At 53.1% G+C, this 14,394-nt stretch carries 15 protein-coding genes and 1 pseudogene; 15 read left to right on the forward strand and 1 reads right to left on the reverse strand.

The annotated features are described in order from the left end of the window. Window positions 1–4: 4 nt before the first annotated feature. The 14 genes from ACI0FJ_RS00815 (at window position 5) to ACI0FJ_RS00880 (ending at window position 11,287) form a co-directional block, all read left to right on the forward strand. Window positions 5–325: an SHOCT domain-containing protein gene (locus ACI0FJ_RS00815; protein ID WP_424297954.1), complete on the forward strand. Its 321-nt coding sequence runs from the start codon at window positions 5–7 to the stop codon at window positions 323–325. After that, a complete protein-coding gene (locus ACI0FJ_RS00820; RefSeq protein ID WP_424297955.1) occupies window positions 322–1,110 on the forward strand; it encodes an HD domain-containing protein in 789 nt (262 codons plus the stop codon). The genes ACI0FJ_RS00815 and ACI0FJ_RS00820 overlap by 4 nt, the downstream gene beginning before the upstream one ends. Before the next feature lie 238 nt (window positions 1,111–1,348). Continuing rightward, window positions 1,349–2,290, forward strand: coding sequence for a tetratricopeptide repeat protein (locus ACI0FJ_RS00825; RefSeq protein ID WP_424297956.1), 942 nt, complete (start codon window positions 1,349–1,351; stop codon window positions 2,288–2,290). 259 nt (window positions 2,291–2,549) lie between these two features. Beyond that, window positions 2,550–3,032 (forward strand): adenosine-specific kinase, encoded by a 483-nt coding sequence (locus ACI0FJ_RS00830; protein ID WP_424297957.1) that lies wholly within the window; start codon window positions 2,550–2,552, stop codon window positions 3,030–3,032. A gap of 336 nt (window positions 3,033–3,368) precedes the next feature. Then, window positions 3,369–4,820: an RNA polymerase factor sigma-54 gene (gene rpoN, locus ACI0FJ_RS00835; protein WP_424297958.1), complete on the forward strand. Its 1,452-nt coding sequence runs from the start codon at window positions 3,369–3,371 to the stop codon at window positions 4,818–4,820. 29 nt (window positions 4,821–4,849) lie between these two features. After that, a complete protein-coding gene (gene hpf / locus ACI0FJ_RS00840; protein ID WP_424297959.1) occupies window positions 4,850–5,395 on the forward strand; it encodes a ribosome hibernation-promoting factor, HPF/YfiA family in 546 nt (181 codons plus the stop codon). Between the two features lie 7 nt (window positions 5,396–5,402). Next, window positions 5,403–5,846, forward strand: a complete 444-nt coding sequence (locus ACI0FJ_RS00845) for a PTS sugar transporter subunit IIA (RefSeq protein WP_424297960.1) — start codon at window positions 5,403–5,405, stop codon at window positions 5,844–5,846. 112 nt (window positions 5,847–5,958) lie between these two features. Next, window positions 5,959–6,861: an RNase adapter RapZ gene (gene rapZ / locus ACI0FJ_RS00850; protein ID WP_424297961.1), complete on the forward strand. Its 903-nt coding sequence runs from the start codon at window positions 5,959–5,961 to the stop codon at window positions 6,859–6,861. A 31-nt stretch (window positions 6,862–6,892) separates the two neighbouring features. Next, the gene (locus ACI0FJ_RS00855) at window positions 6,893–7,324 is read left to right on the forward strand and encodes a PTS sugar transporter subunit IIA (RefSeq protein WP_424297962.1); all 432 of its coding nucleotides are present in this window, start codon (window positions 6,893–6,895) and stop codon (window positions 7,322–7,324) included. Beyond that, window positions 7,325–7,789: a PTS sugar transporter subunit IIB gene (locus ACI0FJ_RS00860; protein ID WP_424297963.1), complete on the forward strand. Its 465-nt coding sequence runs from the start codon at window positions 7,325–7,327 to the stop codon at window positions 7,787–7,789. It abuts the gene before it with no gap. Between the two features lie 19 nt (window positions 7,790–7,808). Next, window positions 7,809–8,483 (forward strand): PTS sugar transporter subunit IIC, encoded by a 675-nt coding sequence (locus ACI0FJ_RS00865; protein ID WP_424297964.1) that lies wholly within the window; start codon window positions 7,809–7,811, stop codon window positions 8,481–8,483. Between the two features lie 116 nt (window positions 8,484–8,599). Beyond that, window positions 8,600–9,388 carry a hypothetical protein gene (locus ACI0FJ_RS00870; protein ID WP_424297965.1) on the forward strand — a complete coding sequence of 263 codons (789 nt, stop codon included), beginning with the start codon at window positions 8,600–8,602 and terminating at the stop codon, window positions 9,386–9,388. Then, complete coding sequence (locus ACI0FJ_RS00875) at window positions 9,381–10,061, forward strand: hypothetical protein (RefSeq protein ID WP_424297966.1); 681 nt, start codon at window positions 9,381–9,383, stop codon at window positions 10,059–10,061. The genes ACI0FJ_RS00870 and ACI0FJ_RS00875 overlap by 8 nt, the downstream gene beginning before the upstream one ends. Further along, a complete protein-coding gene (locus ACI0FJ_RS00880; protein WP_424297967.1) occupies window positions 10,058–11,287 on the forward strand; it encodes an amidohydrolase family protein in 1,230 nt (409 codons plus the stop codon). Before ACI0FJ_RS00875 ends, ACI0FJ_RS00880 begins: the two co-directional genes overlap by 4 nt. Before the next feature lie 95 nt (window positions 11,288–11,382). On the opposite strand, the gene ACI0FJ_RS00885 is transcribed toward ACI0FJ_RS00880, so the two are convergent. Further along, window positions 11,383–11,898 carry a phosphatidylglycerophosphatase A family protein gene (locus ACI0FJ_RS00885; protein ID WP_424297968.1) on the reverse strand — a complete coding sequence of 172 codons (516 nt, stop codon included), beginning with the start codon at window positions 11,896–11,898 and terminating at the stop codon, window positions 11,383–11,385. A gap of 345 nt (window positions 11,899–12,243) precedes the next feature. Between ACI0FJ_RS00885 and ACI0FJ_RS00890 the strand changes: the two are divergent. After that, window positions 12,244–14,382, forward strand: a pseudogene (locus ACI0FJ_RS00890) (PAS domain S-box protein); the annotation flags it as partial. Window positions 14,383–14,394: the final 12 nt, after the last annotated feature.

The raw sequence follows: 14,394 nt of genomic DNA on the forward strand, positions 1-14,394 counted from the left end.
AAGGATGGATGTGCAGAATATAGGGCAGGCAGCCAAGCAAATTGCCAGCAATGCCACTTCCGACTGGTTCATGTGGCCGTTCAGCAGGGGGTATGGCGAAGGGTTCTGGCCGACGGCGGCCAAGTTTTTGTTTGTGGCTGCAATTTTTGCGGGTATTTGTCTTTTCCTCCGTTTTTTATACGGCCCCAACGGTAAGTTTCGGGACAAGGAACTGGACAGGGAATACGAGGAAATGCGTCAGAAGGAATTGCAACACCTTGAAGACAAATATCGCAGTGGGGAAATTACCAAGGAACAGTACGAGTGGAGAAAAGAGCGGACATGAACGGGAAATTCCCGTTGGTAGGCGCTCATACGGAGAGGTTTTGCGCCATTGCCCGGGAATATGTTGAACGGGCGGACGGCAAGGCGGAGAATCTGGTCATCAAACGCGACCATTCCTTGCGGGTTTTGGACAATGCATTTTGTCTTGTGCAGGAGTTGGAGCGCTCCGACCATTTGAACCAGACCGTGCTTCTGGCCGCGTTGTACCATGATCTGGGACGTTTCCCGCAGTTGGAAAAATACGGGACAATGGACGATTCCAAGTCCGAAGACCATGGACGTCTGTCGGTGCAGGCCCTTTTACGTGATCGTCTGCTGGACGAAATAGACTCCGCCGACCGGAAAACGATCATAGGAGCTATCTACCTCCACAATAAAAAGGAAGTGCCGTCGGGGCTGCCCGAGGATATGGATTTCGCATTGCGTGTGGTGCGTGACAGCGATAAATTGGATATTTACAAAGTTATGCTGGAAAATCTGGGTGAGGCGGCCTGCCGGGATAATCCTGCTGTTGTTTTGGGGCTCCAGTACGACGAAACGGCTTATACGCCGGAGATTGTAGAGGCTGTACGCGAGGGGGAACTCGCCGACTACCGCGCCATGCGATGGGTTAATGATTTCAAGCTTCTTCTTCTCACCTGGGTGTATGATCTGAACTTTCCCGCGTCCCGTCGTTTGCTGGCGGAGCGGAAAATGGCCCATGCCGTGGGAGACCTGCTGCCAGATGTGCCGGAGTTGCAGGACATTCGCCGAAAGGTGCTGGGGGATCTTGAGCGCTCGTTGTGATGAAGCGCGCTCCTCTGCATTGTATTGTCCTTTCTTCGTTATCCGTGGGTTCACCGCCTATTATAATTGCTGTTTGGTGGATTCATGCTGAAATACAAGGTATATGACTAATATGCTCGGAACCGTACTCATATTGACGTCCAGCGAGCTCAATGCTCGCCGAGACAAAAATTCCGTTGGAGCTTTCTCTCCCAGAGCTATCAAATTTTTTGGAAAAGGGGCTGACGCCTTTGATTTTATGTCCAGCCATCAGGTGGACCTGGTGCTTTGCGACAGTCAGCTCAATGATATGGACGCCCCCCGTTTTCTCAAACTGCTGCGCCAGAACATGAACCTCAAAAAGATACCCGTGGTCATGGTGACCATGGAAAATCAGAAAAACAAGGTTCTGGATTGCATTTCCGCAGGGTGCACCGGGTATATCCTGCGTCCGTATTCCATGGATACCTTTGAGCGGCATATCAAGCTTGCCCGCAATATCGAGACGTTCAGCGAAATCGAGGAAATCCAGCTGGAAGAAGCCCAGAACATGGTCAGTATGGGCGAGTTCGACGACGCCATCGAAGCCTTTGAAGAGATCATCACCATCCAGGACGACGCCCAGAAGTATTACGACATGGGCTGCAGTTTCCTGTTTCGCCGCAAGTACGGCAAGGCCATTATCGCCTTTAAAAAGGCGGTCAAGCTCAACGATCTTTTTGCCGAGGCGTACAAGGGACTGGCCGATGCCTACAAGGGCAAGGGCGATATGGAAAATTGCCGCTCCTTTCTCAAGAAGGCGGCTGAAATTCACGCCCAATTCGATCGTCTGGAAGAAACCAAGGCTCTGTTCATCGAAATTCTCAAGTTCGAAAGCGAAGCTCCGAACCCGTTCAACACCCTGGGGGTGCGGTTGCGCCGCGAGGGCGATTACGTGGGAGCCCTGCACGCCTACGAGCAGGCCATAAAAATTACGCCGGAAGACGAAAATATCTATTTCAACAAGTCCAAGGCCCATTATTTCATGGGCGATCTGGAAAGGGCAAATGATGCCTTGGTCGAAGCATTGAAACGCAAACCCGACTTTACGGAAGCTGCGAAATTATACAAAAAAATCAACAAAAAAGAGTGGGCTCAGGGGGGCGAGACCCCGGAGCCGGAGGAAAACGGCCGTCCCCGCGCCATGGTGGACGACACCTGATTGCTCTTTGGGGCAATGCTGAGGCCAGCCCATGAAGCTGAGAAAAAAACCGCAGGGAGCATCTCCTGCGGTTTTTTTCTGATGAAGACCGCAAGTGGGGAAGGCCGAACTCTCTGCTGCATCATGTTCTTGCCTGGAGCATTCAACTTGCGGGGGCAGGCTGCACTGGACTTTTTCCGCCCAGCTTGTACAACATGGCTTTGCATATCCCGCAGGCCATTTAGGTTGCCTGCCTAATTATAGGTAGTGAGGAATCGCCATGGAAATGACCGTCGTTCAGATTGAAAATCCCGAGTCCCTGAATTTGGTTCTGGGAATGTCTCATTTTATCAAAACGGTGGAAGACCTGCACGAGGCTGTCGTGGGCACGGTCCCGGGGGCGAAATTCGGTATCGCCTTTTGCGAGGCCTCGGACAAATGCCTGGTGCGGTGGTCGGGCACGGACGATGAGCTGGTGGAACTGGCCAGGAAGAATGCGTACACCCTGTCGTGCGGGCACAGCTTCATCATCTTTATGCGCGACATGTTCCCCATCAATATAAAGAACACCCTGATGAACGTTCCTGAAGTCGTCCGCCTGTTCTGCTGCACAGCCAACCCTGTACAGGTCATTGTGGCGGAAACCGATCAGGGGCGGGGGATTATGGGAGTAATTGACGGTTTTACTTCTGCCGGGATCGAAACCGAGGATGACATTGCCGCTCGCAAAGGATTTTTGCGGGCCATCGGATACAAGGCCTGAGCCTTTTTCTTAGAGCTGAAAGCGGGTAAAAAACAGCCCGTCATCGTGAGGTGGCGGGCTTTTTTTAGAATTGGAAAATGGGAAAGGGCGCATGAAGATTTCGTAGCGAAAAGGGGGAGACGACCTGGCAACCGCAGGGATGCTGCATTTTTTTCTTTTATGGGAACATTTTGGCCTTTTTGTTGCATACTGGGGCAGAGTATGGCATATTGGATTCACGAGTAACAGGTAGGGAAAAACCTGTAAGATCAGTCTTGTCGGGGCTTGTCGGAGTGCTTATTTTTTACTCTGGCCAGTTCCTGTACAGCTTTTTATCTGGAGATAACGTACTTCATAATGGGTCTCGAACTCAGGCAACAATTAAAGCTCACGCAACAGCTGGTGATGACGCCGCAGTTGCAGCAGGCTATCAAACTTCTTCAGCTTTCCCGCCTCGAATTGATGGAGACGGTGCAGCAGGAACTTCTGGAAAATCCTTTTCTGGAAGAAGGGCCTGTTGTCGCCGAAGTTTCCGGATCGGACGATGCGGGCGACGTGCAAACGTCGAAGGCGGAAGACGTTTCACCGGCTACGGCGGCTGATGAGTCTGTAACCGCTTTGCGTGATGCGGATTGGGAAGACTATCTTGGCGAGTTTTCAAGCACGGCCAAGCAGTCCATGTCCCGCAATGCCGAAGTGCCCGAAGAGGGCATGAGTTTCGAGGCTCGTCTTTCTTCCAAGCCATCTTTGGAAGGACACATCGCCTGGCAGATGCGTCTTTCCGACCTTACGGAACATGAAGTTCTCATCGGCGAACATATTATCGGCAACCTCGACAGGCTGGGCTATCTGCAGGCCGACGTGGAGGAAATCGCCAGCGAGACCGACTCGGACGTTGAAGATGTAGAGCGCGTTCTTCACCGCGTTCAGCGTCTCGATCCGGTAGGTATTGCCGCACGTACGCCCCGTGAGTGTCTTTTGATTCAGCTGGAAGTTGAAGAATACCAAGACCCTGTGCTTCTTTCCCTGGTCGGCGACCACCTGGAAGATCTGGAAAAGCGTCGCTACAAGCCGTTGTTGCGCAAGTTCAAGATGACCATGGAAGAGTTGCATGATTATCTTGAGACGATCCAGACCCTTGATCCCATGCCCGGAGCGAGTTTTGGATCTGAAGATCCTATTTACGTCAGCCCGGACGCCTATGTGTACAAGTACGAGGATGATTTTGTCATCGTGCTCAATGACGACGGGTTGCCCAAGCTGCAGATCAACGACTCCTACTCCGACAGCCTGAAGAGCGGCGGAGCCGGTGCGGACAAGGACTTTTTCCAAGAAAAGATGCGGTCTGCCGTCTGGCTTATGAAGAGCCTGTACCAGCGGCAACGTACCCTTTACAAAGTAATAGAAAGTCTGCTCAAATTTCAGAGGGATTTTTTCGAGGAAGGCGTAACGCGGCTCAAGCCGCTCATCCTCAAGGATGTGGCTGACGACATCTCCATGCACGAGTCGACGGTCAGCCGCATTACCACAAGCAAGTACGTGGCCACGCCGCACGGTACTTTTGAATTGAAGTTCTTTTTCAACAGCGCTTTGGATCTCGACGACGGCAGTCAGGTAGGTTCGGAAAGCGTGAAGGCGCTCATTAAAAAAATAGTGGACGACGAGAACCCCAAAAAGCCATTCTCTGACGAGAAGATCGCAGAAATGCTCAAGGAGAAACTACAGGTCAACATTGCCCGTCGGACTGTTGCCAAATACCGCACGGCGCTCGGCATTGCATCGTCGAGCAAGCGGAAGCAATATTTCTGAGTTGCGTAACCGAAATTAGGAGGTAGCCTATGAACATGGCGTTTAATTTCAAGAACTTCGAGCCCTCTGACCACTTGAAGAACTACGCCTCCAACCGGTTTGGCAAGCTGGCCAAGTACTTCAACAATCTGGAAAACGTAGACGTTCAGGTCAATTTGTCTGTGGAGAAGTTCAGGCAAATGGCGGAAGTCATTGTCGTTGCAGATAATCTGCATCTTTCCGCTTACGAGGAAAGCGAAGACATGTACGCCACCACCGACATGGTCCTGGACAAGGTCGTCGCCCAGGTGAAGAAGAGCAAGGCTAAGAAGCAAAGTCGCCGTGATGCCATGTCCGATAAGGTCGGGCGGATGGAGGCTGTGCTTACTGGCGGTTCGGACGATGGGAGCCGGAGGCCGGCCATCGTTCATTCGGACAAGTTTGAAGTAAAGCCCATGGACCTCGATGAGGCGGCCATGAAGCTTCATTCGCTCAATTACGAATTCCTTGTGTTTCGCAATGCCGCCAACGAGCGGGTAAACGTTTTGTACAAGCGGAACGACGGGGATTTTGGTCTTATCGACCCCGGGATGTAACACGATCATGAAACTTGGTGAGTATCTGGAACCAGAGTATGTGCTGGCCGACATGAAGGCTGAAAACAAGCAGGAGGCTTTGCGCGAACTGCTTGAACCTTTGCAAAACGTTCCCGGAGTGGACGTGCAGCATGCGCTGGACATACTTCTGGAAAGGGAAAGAATCGGCACGACGGGAATTGGAGATGGTATAGCCATTCCCCATGGCAAGCTTGAAGAACTGGAACGGATTCTGCTGATCTTTGGCCGCAGCGCCAAGGGGGTGGATTTCCAGGCCCTGGACCACAAACCATGTCATATTTTCTTCATGGTTCTGGCTCCGGAGCAGACCACGGGAACACACCTGCGAATATTGGCGCATATCTCGAGGCTGCTTAAAAACGAGGGCTTCAGAGACAGCCTTATGCAGGCCGACCCAGGCGAGCTTCATAAGCTTATCGCCGCGACCTAAGCGTCGTGCCGGAACAATGAAAACAGCAAGGGGTGCGGGGAAACCGCACCCCTTTTTTCTAAGCACGGGTAAAGTTGCAGCAAAGGATGCTGGAGCCGTGCAGGAGGGTGCGATGACTGATGAGGATGCGACCGAAAAATTGACCGTGGTCATACTTTCCGGGCTTTCCGGGGCAGGAAAGAGCACGGCCTTGCATGTCTTTGAGGATATAGGATTTTTTTGCGTGGACGGCCTTCCCGCCAGCATGATTCCCCGCCTTGTCGAATTGTACTCCGGGCAGGGGGGCGAAGGGCAGACCCGCTACAAAGGGCTGGCTTTGGGGATGGACATCCGCCAGCGCGATTTCCTCAAAACATGGCGCGCCACGGAAGACGAACTCTTCACCATGAACATCAGTCTGCATCTGCTGTATCTGGAGGCGGAGGAGACCGAGCTTACACGCCGCTATCACCAGACACGCAGACCGCATCCCTTGGAGTCGGCAGATATGGGGCTCCAGCCAGCCATGGAAGAAGAGCGCAACCTGCTTGAGCCCTTGCGTACATCGGCCACCTTGGTTCTGGACACGACCCATTACTCCATCCACGATTTGCGGCGCACTTTGCAGGAAAAGTGGTCCTTTCTGCGGCAGGAATGCCAGGGCATGCGTATTCATGTCATTTCTTTCGGCTTCAAGCACGGGCAACCCAAAGAGGCGGACTGCATGTTCGACCTCCGTTTTCTGCCCAATCCATATTTCGATCCCAGCCTTCGTCCACTGTCCGGAAAGGACCCGGCTATTGCCGAATATGTCTTGGGAAGCGAGGTGGGAAGCGGGTTTGCCAGCCATCTCAAGGAATTTATTTGCTATATGGTCCCCCTTTACGCTAAAGAAGGTCGTTACCGCCTCACGCTGGCTTTCGGGTGTACCGGAGGCCGTCACCGTTCAGTGGCAACGGCGGAAATGATTTTTTCCATGCTGAAAGAAATGAAGTATTCGGTTACGCTGGAACACCGTCATATAGAGCGGGTGTAGCGGATTTCGGCAACACGCAACGGAAAGGGCGATGTCTGCAAACGCAAATCAATTGACCGTCGGATTGCTTGTGGTGACGCACAAGGATTACGGCCAGGCTTTGCTTGAGGCTGCTGAACTGATCATGGGGGATGCCCCCGATGTGAAGACAGTGGGTGTTGAAGCGAGCACAGAAGTGGACGCAATAATAACCAGAATCCAGGAAGCCGTTCGCGAGGCGGACAAGGGGCATGGTGTTCTGGTCCTTACCGATATGTTCGGCGGTACTCCTACAAATCTGAGTCTTTCTTTGCTGAACAAACAAAATCTGGAAGTCGTTACCGGTGTCAATATGCCCATGCTGCTCAAAGCAATGGGCGGACTCCACCTTCCTCTCGGCCAACTTGCCGCAGCAGCCAAACAGGCGGGAGAAGGCGGCATTATTGTGGCCGGTGAACTTCTGCGGAAAAAAGCAGGCGTATAAATGTTCTGGGCACGCATCGACAACAGGCTCATCCACGGCCAAATCATCGAAACCTGGCTGCCCTTTACAGGTGTGGATACCCTCGTCATTGCCAACGATGACGTGGCCAATGATGTTTGGCGGCGTGAGATAATGGCCATGGCCATGCCCACGGATATCCGCCTGTATTTTGTGGAGGTGGAGGATGTGGGCAGTTTTCTGCACGGCAAATTCAGCGGTGCAGTTCCGAATGCCATGGTCCTTTTTGCCAATTGCAGCGACGCCCGCAGGGCCTACGACTCCGGGCTCAGGATGACCACCCTGAATATCGGCAACCTCCATTTTTCGCCTGGCAAACGTCAAATCGCCCCCAATATCGCCTTAAGCCTTGATGATGAAGCCTGCCTCCTGTATTTTGAGGAACACCACATTACGCTGGATTTCCGATGTATTCCCAGTGATACGGCACAGGTGAGGTTGACATGACAGATTTCCCCCTTCCCGCTTGGATAGTCATAAGCGCTTTTTTTTTGCCCTCCTGACGCAGCTTCGTTTCACCTTCAATGTCGGGCTGATTGAACGGCCTCTTGTTCTCGGTCTGGCATGGGCCAGCTTTAGCGGGGAATATGTTTCCAGCCTGGGAATAGGCGTTTTTTTTGAACTTTTCTGGCTGGATCTTTTTCCCGCAGGTACATTCATCCCTCCCAATTATGTAGCCGCCACCATTGCGCCGCTGGCCATTTGCCACCGTTACGGATTGTCATCTCCTGCCGAGGTGCTGCCTGTGCTGGCTTTGGGAATGGCAGTCGGCAAGTTTGGACAATGGCTGGAACAGATGCTGCGTAATCGCAACGATGAAGCCGACATCCGCCTCCATGAAGAGAAGAATTTTCCTCGTCAGACCACCACAGGGCTTGTGGCAGCGGCCATTGCCCGCAACATTGCCGCCAGCTTTCTTTTTATGATGGTTATCTTGATCGGTGTGGCCCTGACGTCCCCCTGGTGGCACCCCTTCTTGCTGGAATGGCAGGAGCTGGTGAGTTTTCATTGGTGGGAACTCTGGTTCTGCTCCAGTATCGGCGGTATTCTGGCAATTCGTTGGCGACGCGTGTACGGTCTCATGGCTGCCGGCGTCATAATTATCGCCATGTCTTCGTTTTTGGGGTCTGCTTCGTTCTGACGCTGTGCCGCGTTTTTTGGGGAATGCTTTTCTTGATCGGCTGCAGGCGTTGTGCGCTGTTTCGCCGATGCATCGCGCGGACTTGCCGTCCGCAATCTCTTTGATGGAATGAGAATATGGCAGATGGATTCAATGATTTTTCCCAGGCTTTGTATGATGAAGTCATGGGAGAAATGGCGGGTACTTTTTTCGGCACGCGAACCCGCATGGAAGAATTGACCCAGGCTCTGCAATCCATGGCCGAGCATCTGGCCCCTTTGGCTGCCGGAGTCGTCTACCGGGGGCAGACCCTGCATTGGCTGCTGCCGGATGTAGGGCCTTTTTACAAACTGCTTGGCATGGAAACAGAAAACGAGGCAAGGCTTGCCAGTCTTTTTACCCCTGGTGAGACTATGCGCCCGGCTTTGCCGTGTGGCCTGCCCATGGCTTTTACAGAAGCGGGGCGGTATGCCAAGACCGTCTTTCTGGCTTATGAATTTTTGTTCAAGGATGCAGACGCCTATATGCATGGCGTTTACAGCCAGCACCCGGACAAGCCCGGGCGTAAGCTCTTGAGTCTGCACTTCCTGCAGGTTCGGGATTTTTGTTCCAAACTCAATGCCAGAATACGTGAAGTCAACACGTTTCAGACGCCTTCCGGCGCGTTGCAGAGCATGCGGACTCTGCAGCCTGAGGAACTGGACAAACAACGTCTGTCCGGCGCGACCCTTGCGGACTATTCCCAACACCTGGATGAGGAGATGGCTCTGCCGGAAGTCGATTTCGCTCAATTGAACCTTCCCGAATTTCCCGATCTCCCCAAACCTGACGACATCAAGTCCGCTTTGGTGAACATGGCCAGGGAACAGCATTCTGCACACAAGGACGTTGTTCAGGAAAAAATGGAGCATATCTGTCATGCGTAAGCGTCTTCGGTTCTTTTCTTTGCTGCTGTTGGCGGTCGGCTTTTTCGTCTCCTCCCCTGGTGTCGGGCATGCGGCACCAACGTCCGATGCCATCCGCTCCTCTGATATCGTCCAGACTGCCGAGGACAAACCGGCTGTTGCTGCCGTACCGTCATCCGCTGGTGAACAGCCGTCGGAATCCGATCCGGCCGCGGCAAAAGAAGACGAGCCCGCAGCACCGCCCGCAACCTCGCAGCCCCCCCAACTCTCGCAGAATGCCGGGGATACACCTCCCGAACAAAATTCCGAACAAAATTCCGTTCGCGAAAAGGCAGCCCCTGAGAAAACCGGGGTGGCCGTCCAGCTGATACATAACGGCTCCGATCCGGTGGGGCAGGCCCTTGCCTTTGCGCTCAAGGAACGTCTCGTCCGTTCTCCGCTGTTTCATTTGGGCAGTAACGGTGAACACAAGATCGTCTTGCGTCTGAAGACCCGTCCCGTCTTTTCGGATCATCCCCGTTTGATGAGCGCCTATGCGTTGACCTGGACCTTTTTGGAGAATGCCGACACGTTGAGTTATTTCCTGGCGCAGGAATGCGGCATCGTCGATTCCACCCAGCCTGATGAATTGGCCCGGACTTTGGCCGCCCGTACAGACAAGGTGTCTGCAGACGCATCCTATCTTTTCGAATGAAAAATCAGCCTGCTTTCAATCATCCCGGCTGCCGTCCGGGGGGCTATGCCGCTTTGCGTGCGGCCCGCTGCCTGCCTATGACCGAAGTGTCTGCATCCTTTGGCGGAACCATCGGCCAAACTGCGGAGTGCGCTGTCATCAGGGACGCACTGGTTATCTGCCGCAATGGGGGGATCGAGGCGGTGGGTACGTGGGACGAGCTGGCCGACAGGCTGGAGGCACCTGCGCTCGACCTGGGGGAGGCCGTGTTGTGTCCCGGTCTTGTCAACGCACATACGCACGTCAATCTTTCGCATATCTGCGGGAAAACAGCATCCGGGCAAGGGTTTGTCCCTTGGGTTGCCAGCCTTGTACAATTTTTGCGTACCCGGCCTGAAGCCGAAGAGCTGGATGCTGCGATAGCTGAGCTGTCCGGATGCGCTACTGTTCTGGTAGGTGATATTGTTTCATCTCATGTCCAAAGGATGACGGATGCTTTTGTCCGTTCTCCCGTGCAATGGGCTCCCATGGTGGAATTTATCGGACCGGGCAAGACCATGCGTTGGCCGCGAGAATTGAGCGAGGAAGATTTTTTATCCTTTGATGTGCGTGGTATCAGCGGGCATGCCTTGTACTCGACAACACCAGAGTTGTTGACGCAAAGCAAATCGTATGCATCTGCCCACGGGCTTCCATTTGTGATGCATTTGGCTGAATCGCCGGAAGAGACTGAAATGCTACAGAAGGGCGAGGGTGAAATGTTGGGGTTTTATACCCGGGCGGGATTTGTTTCACCCCATTTCAGTGCGCCTGGGACAAACCCTGTTGCCTATGCCCATTCTCTGGGGTTGCTGGACAAAGACACACTTGCCATCCATTGCGTGCAGGTGGATGCCGGGGATATGGAGCTGCTGGAATCCAGCGGTGCAACTGTTTGCCTGTGTCCGCGCAGCAATGAGTATATTGGGGTTGGACGCGCACCTTGGGAAGAATTCTTTGCTTCCTACATCCCCGTGTGCATTGGCACGGACGGGTTGAGCAGCAACACCAGCCTTGATCTTTTTGAGGAATTGCGTTTTATGGCCGCTCGCTGGCAAAACGGTCCGTTCCCCTGGCTTGCAGCCTTGCGTGCCGTGACCTGCACTCCGGCCCGTGTTTTGAAAGCGGATGGTTTGTTTGGCTCTATAGCGCCTGGCAAATCCGCCCGTATGGCTGTTTTGCCGTCAGATATTGCTGAAGCGCTCTAACGCACACGTATTTCCGCTGTCTTCTTTCTTGTACCACATCGGCACCAGCCGAGCCGTTTGTAGTATCCGCAAGCGGGTTTCAGCGTCTCCGTTCTTTACGTAAAATACAGCACTCCCCATATGCAGCCCCAGAGGCAGATCATGGCGTAGAGTCCGGCCAGGACATCGTCTATCATTATGCCATAGCCACCGGGCAGCCATTTTTCCGAGGCCCGGACCGGCCATGGTTTGGCAATATCGAAGATGCGGAACAGAACGAATCCGGCTGCCAACTGCCAAAGCCCCAATTGAGTGAAAGGCAGGAAGACGATCCATTGTCCCAGAACCTCGTCGATGACCACCTGTCCGGGGTCCTTGCGCCCCATGACTCTTTCAGCCTGGCCTGCGCACCAGCCACCCACGAAAAACAGAGCGACCAGTAGTATTCCTTTCAGCCAGAGCGGATTATGGAGAAAGAGGGGCCGGGCCAAAAGTGCGGCCACCAGGGAACCTACCGTTCCCGGCGCTACGGGCGATCTGCCGAAGAATCCCAGAGTTGAAATGCTGCAACATATTTGTTCCCAGGAACGGGGAATCGTGGAACCTGGGTCGTTGTCGTACTGTGAGGGCATAAAAGTCTCCTGTTTGGCGCTGTGCTGTCGGTGTTGTTGCACAGCCCGGAAGCGGGGGCAAGCTTCAGGATAATATATCAACAGGCTTGTTGGATAGTGCCTGTATATGTATATTGGTGACTATTGAGGACCTTATATTGTTATTGGGTGGGCTTGGGGGGTGACAATTTACGGAGCGCAGGAGTTCTTATGGGGCAGAAAGAGCCTTCCGTCGCCGAGTTGCGGACGCAGCTGGAAGAGGCGCAGAAGCGAAACGGGGAATTGAAAAAATCCCTGGCAAGAAAACTAGGCCTTCCGGGAAAGGCTGGCTCTGGTATTTGGGAAATTGCCGAGTACCTGCCCGCTATGATTGCCCATATCGATCCCCATGAAAAATTCGTTCAGGTCAATACGTCGTATGCCCGGTGGTTTGGGCTGGAGCCTGAGAATTTCATAGGCGTGCATGTTGAACGCATCCTGTCTTCTGCAGAATACGAGAGAATGCGGGACTATCTTCAGAGGGCTATTCAGGGGGAATTTGTCGAGGTCGATGAAGAACGGACGTCAGCTAATGGAATACGTAACAAATTCAAAATGTTGTATGTTCCGCGCCAGCACGGCGGTGGAGTGTTTGTTGTTGTCTTTTGCGGTCACGAGCGGGTTGGGACGGATACGGGAGCTGCGTTTTGCTGGCAGCATGTGGTTGAGCAGGCGTCGTGGGGACTGGCTGTGAGTTCACCGGACGGCCACTTCATACAGGACGCCAACCCCGCGTATGCCCGAATGCATGGCTACGATGTGGACGAGATGAAGGGCAAGCGCATTAAGGAATTGTACCCTGACGACGGGGTTGAAATATTGGAGAGAATGCGGGGTGAATCTTTGAAACAGGGGAAAAGTTCTTTTTCCACTTTTCACAAACATCGCGACGGTACTGTGTTTCCTGTCAGAATTGATCTGACTTCGGTACGGGATGAATCCGGAGAGTTCTTGTACAATATCGCCAATGTGCGCGATGTTTCAGAGCGCAGGAAATTTCAGGAACAGTTGGCCAAAAGCGAAGAACGGCTTCGCAAGGTAGTGTCCAGCATGCCTATACTTTTGGATGCATTCGATGATCAGGGAATGATAATGGTTTGGAACAGGGAGTGCGAGCGGGTTACAGGCTACAGCGCCGACGAGATGATCGGAAACCCGCATGCGCTTGAATTTCTTTACCCGGACGAGGAGTACAGAGCCTGGGTTTTGAGCAGCGTCCATGATGAAGATTTTCAGGGGGTGGAGTTCTCTCTTTGCGCTAAAGACGGAACTTCCAAGATCATTGCCTGGAGCAAGTTGTCGAAAAGTAATCCGGTGCCTGGCTGGGCTGCCTGGGCAATAGGGGTGGACGTAACCGAACAGCGTCGTTTTCAGCATGCTTTGCTCCGCAGTGAGGAACGCTACAGGGGGATGTTTGAAAATCTGCAGAGCGGGGTCGCTGTTTTCGATGCCATAAATGGGGGAGAGAACTTTGTTATCAAGGAGTTCAATCCGGCTGCCGAGCGCATAAACCTCAGGTCCCGTGAGGAAGTTTTAGGGAAAAAGGTTACCGAGGCTTTTCCCGGTATAGTGGAGTTAGGCCTGTTTGATGTATTCCAAGAGGTCTACAAAACAGGGAAACACCGCCGCCATGCAGGCAGCAAATATGAGGATGCCAGGATCTCTTATTGGGCGGAGAATAATGTCTACAGGCTGTCTTCCGGTGAAGTTGTGGCCGTACACGATGACATAAGCCAGCGCAAGAAAATGGAAAATGATCTGTTTTCTGCCAAGGAACGAGCTGAGGCCGCCAGCCTTGCCAAAAATGAGTTTCTGGCCACCATGAGCCATGAAATACGAACCCCGCTCAATGGCGCAATGGGGATGCTGCAGCTGGCCCTGACAACGGGACTGACCGATGAACAGAGTGAATATATTTCAATAGCTTTGGAATCGAGCCGGAAATTGACGGCGATCCTTGGGGATATCCTGGATTTGTCTCGTATTGAGTCGGGTAAGCTTGAAATTAGCAAAGAGCAGTTTGAATTTTCTTCGTTGGTGGAGTCTGTGGCCAGTATTTTCGAGCGAACAGCCCTTCAGAAGGGATTGAATTTTGTTGTGGAGATTTCGGACAAAATAGCTCCCTTTTTGCTGGGGGACGAAGGCAGGGTTCGCCAAATCCTATTCAATCTGGTGGGGAACGCCGTCAAGTTTACGGAGAAAGGTGAAATTTCGCTGCGCGCACATTGTCTTTCGTGGGGTTCGGAGCGGGAACGGGTATTGTTCGTAGTCAGCGACACGGGCATAGGCATTTCAGATGATAAGATCGTCCGTATCTTTGACATATTCACGCAGGGAGAAGGCTCGCATACCAGGAAGTATGGCGGGGTTGGCCTGGGATTGGGGATTGTCCGCAGGCTGGTCCGGCTGATGAACGGCTCCCTGTGTATGGATAGTACCGATGGGGTGGGGACGACGGCTTACCTTGTGTTGGACTTC

Source organism: Desulfovibrio sp. 7SRBS1, assembly GCF_049723905.1.
GTDB lineage: Bacteria > Desulfobacterota > Desulfovibrionia > Desulfovibrionales > Desulfovibrionaceae.

What these genes read in the sequence shown, in the direction of transcription:
- ACI0FJ_RS00880 (WP_424297967.1), top strand. Translation starts at nt 10,058, where the DNA reads ATGAAAAATCAGCCTGCTTTCAATCATCCCGGCTGCCGTCCGGGGGGC.
- ACI0FJ_RS00820 (WP_424297955.1), top strand. Translation starts at nt 322, where the DNA reads ATGAACGGGAAATTCCCGTTGGTAGGCGCTCATACGGAGAGGTTTTGC.
- ACI0FJ_RS00885 (WP_424297968.1), bottom strand. Translation starts at nt 11,898, where the DNA reads ATGCCCTCACAGTACGACAACGACCCAGGTTCCACGATTCCCCGTTCC.
- ACI0FJ_RS00815 (WP_424297954.1), top strand. Translation starts at nt 5, where the DNA reads ATGGATGTGCAGAATATAGGGCAGGCAGCCAAGCAAATTGCCAGCAAT.
- ACI0FJ_RS00870 (WP_424297965.1), top strand. Translation starts at nt 8,600, where the DNA reads ATGGCAGATGGATTCAATGATTTTTCCCAGGCTTTGTATGATGAAGTC.
- hpf (WP_424297959.1), top strand. Translation starts at nt 4,850, where the DNA reads ATGAACATGGCGTTTAATTTCAAGAACTTCGAGCCCTCTGACCACTTG.
- rpoN (WP_424297958.1), top strand. Translation starts at nt 3,369, where the DNA reads ATGGGTCTCGAACTCAGGCAACAATTAAAGCTCACGCAACAGCTGGTG.
- ACI0FJ_RS00875 (WP_424297966.1), top strand. Translation starts at nt 9,381, where the DNA reads ATGCGTAAGCGTCTTCGGTTCTTTTCTTTGCTGCTGTTGGCGGTCGGC.
- ACI0FJ_RS00825 (WP_424297956.1), top strand. Translation starts at nt 1,349, where the DNA reads ATGTCCAGCCATCAGGTGGACCTGGTGCTTTGCGACAGTCAGCTCAAT.
- rapZ (WP_424297961.1), top strand. Translation starts at nt 5,959, where the DNA reads ATGACTGATGAGGATGCGACCGAAAAATTGACCGTGGTCATACTTTCC.
- ACI0FJ_RS00855 (WP_424297962.1), top strand. Translation starts at nt 6,893, where the DNA reads ATGTCTGCAAACGCAAATCAATTGACCGTCGGATTGCTTGTGGTGACG.
- ACI0FJ_RS00845 (WP_424297960.1), top strand. Translation starts at nt 5,403, where the DNA reads ATGAAACTTGGTGAGTATCTGGAACCAGAGTATGTGCTGGCCGACATG.
- ACI0FJ_RS00830 (WP_424297957.1), top strand. Translation starts at nt 2,550, where the DNA reads ATGGAAATGACCGTCGTTCAGATTGAAAATCCCGAGTCCCTGAATTTG.
- ACI0FJ_RS00860 (WP_424297963.1), top strand. Translation starts at nt 7,325, where the DNA reads ATGTTCTGGGCACGCATCGACAACAGGCTCATCCACGGCCAAATCATC.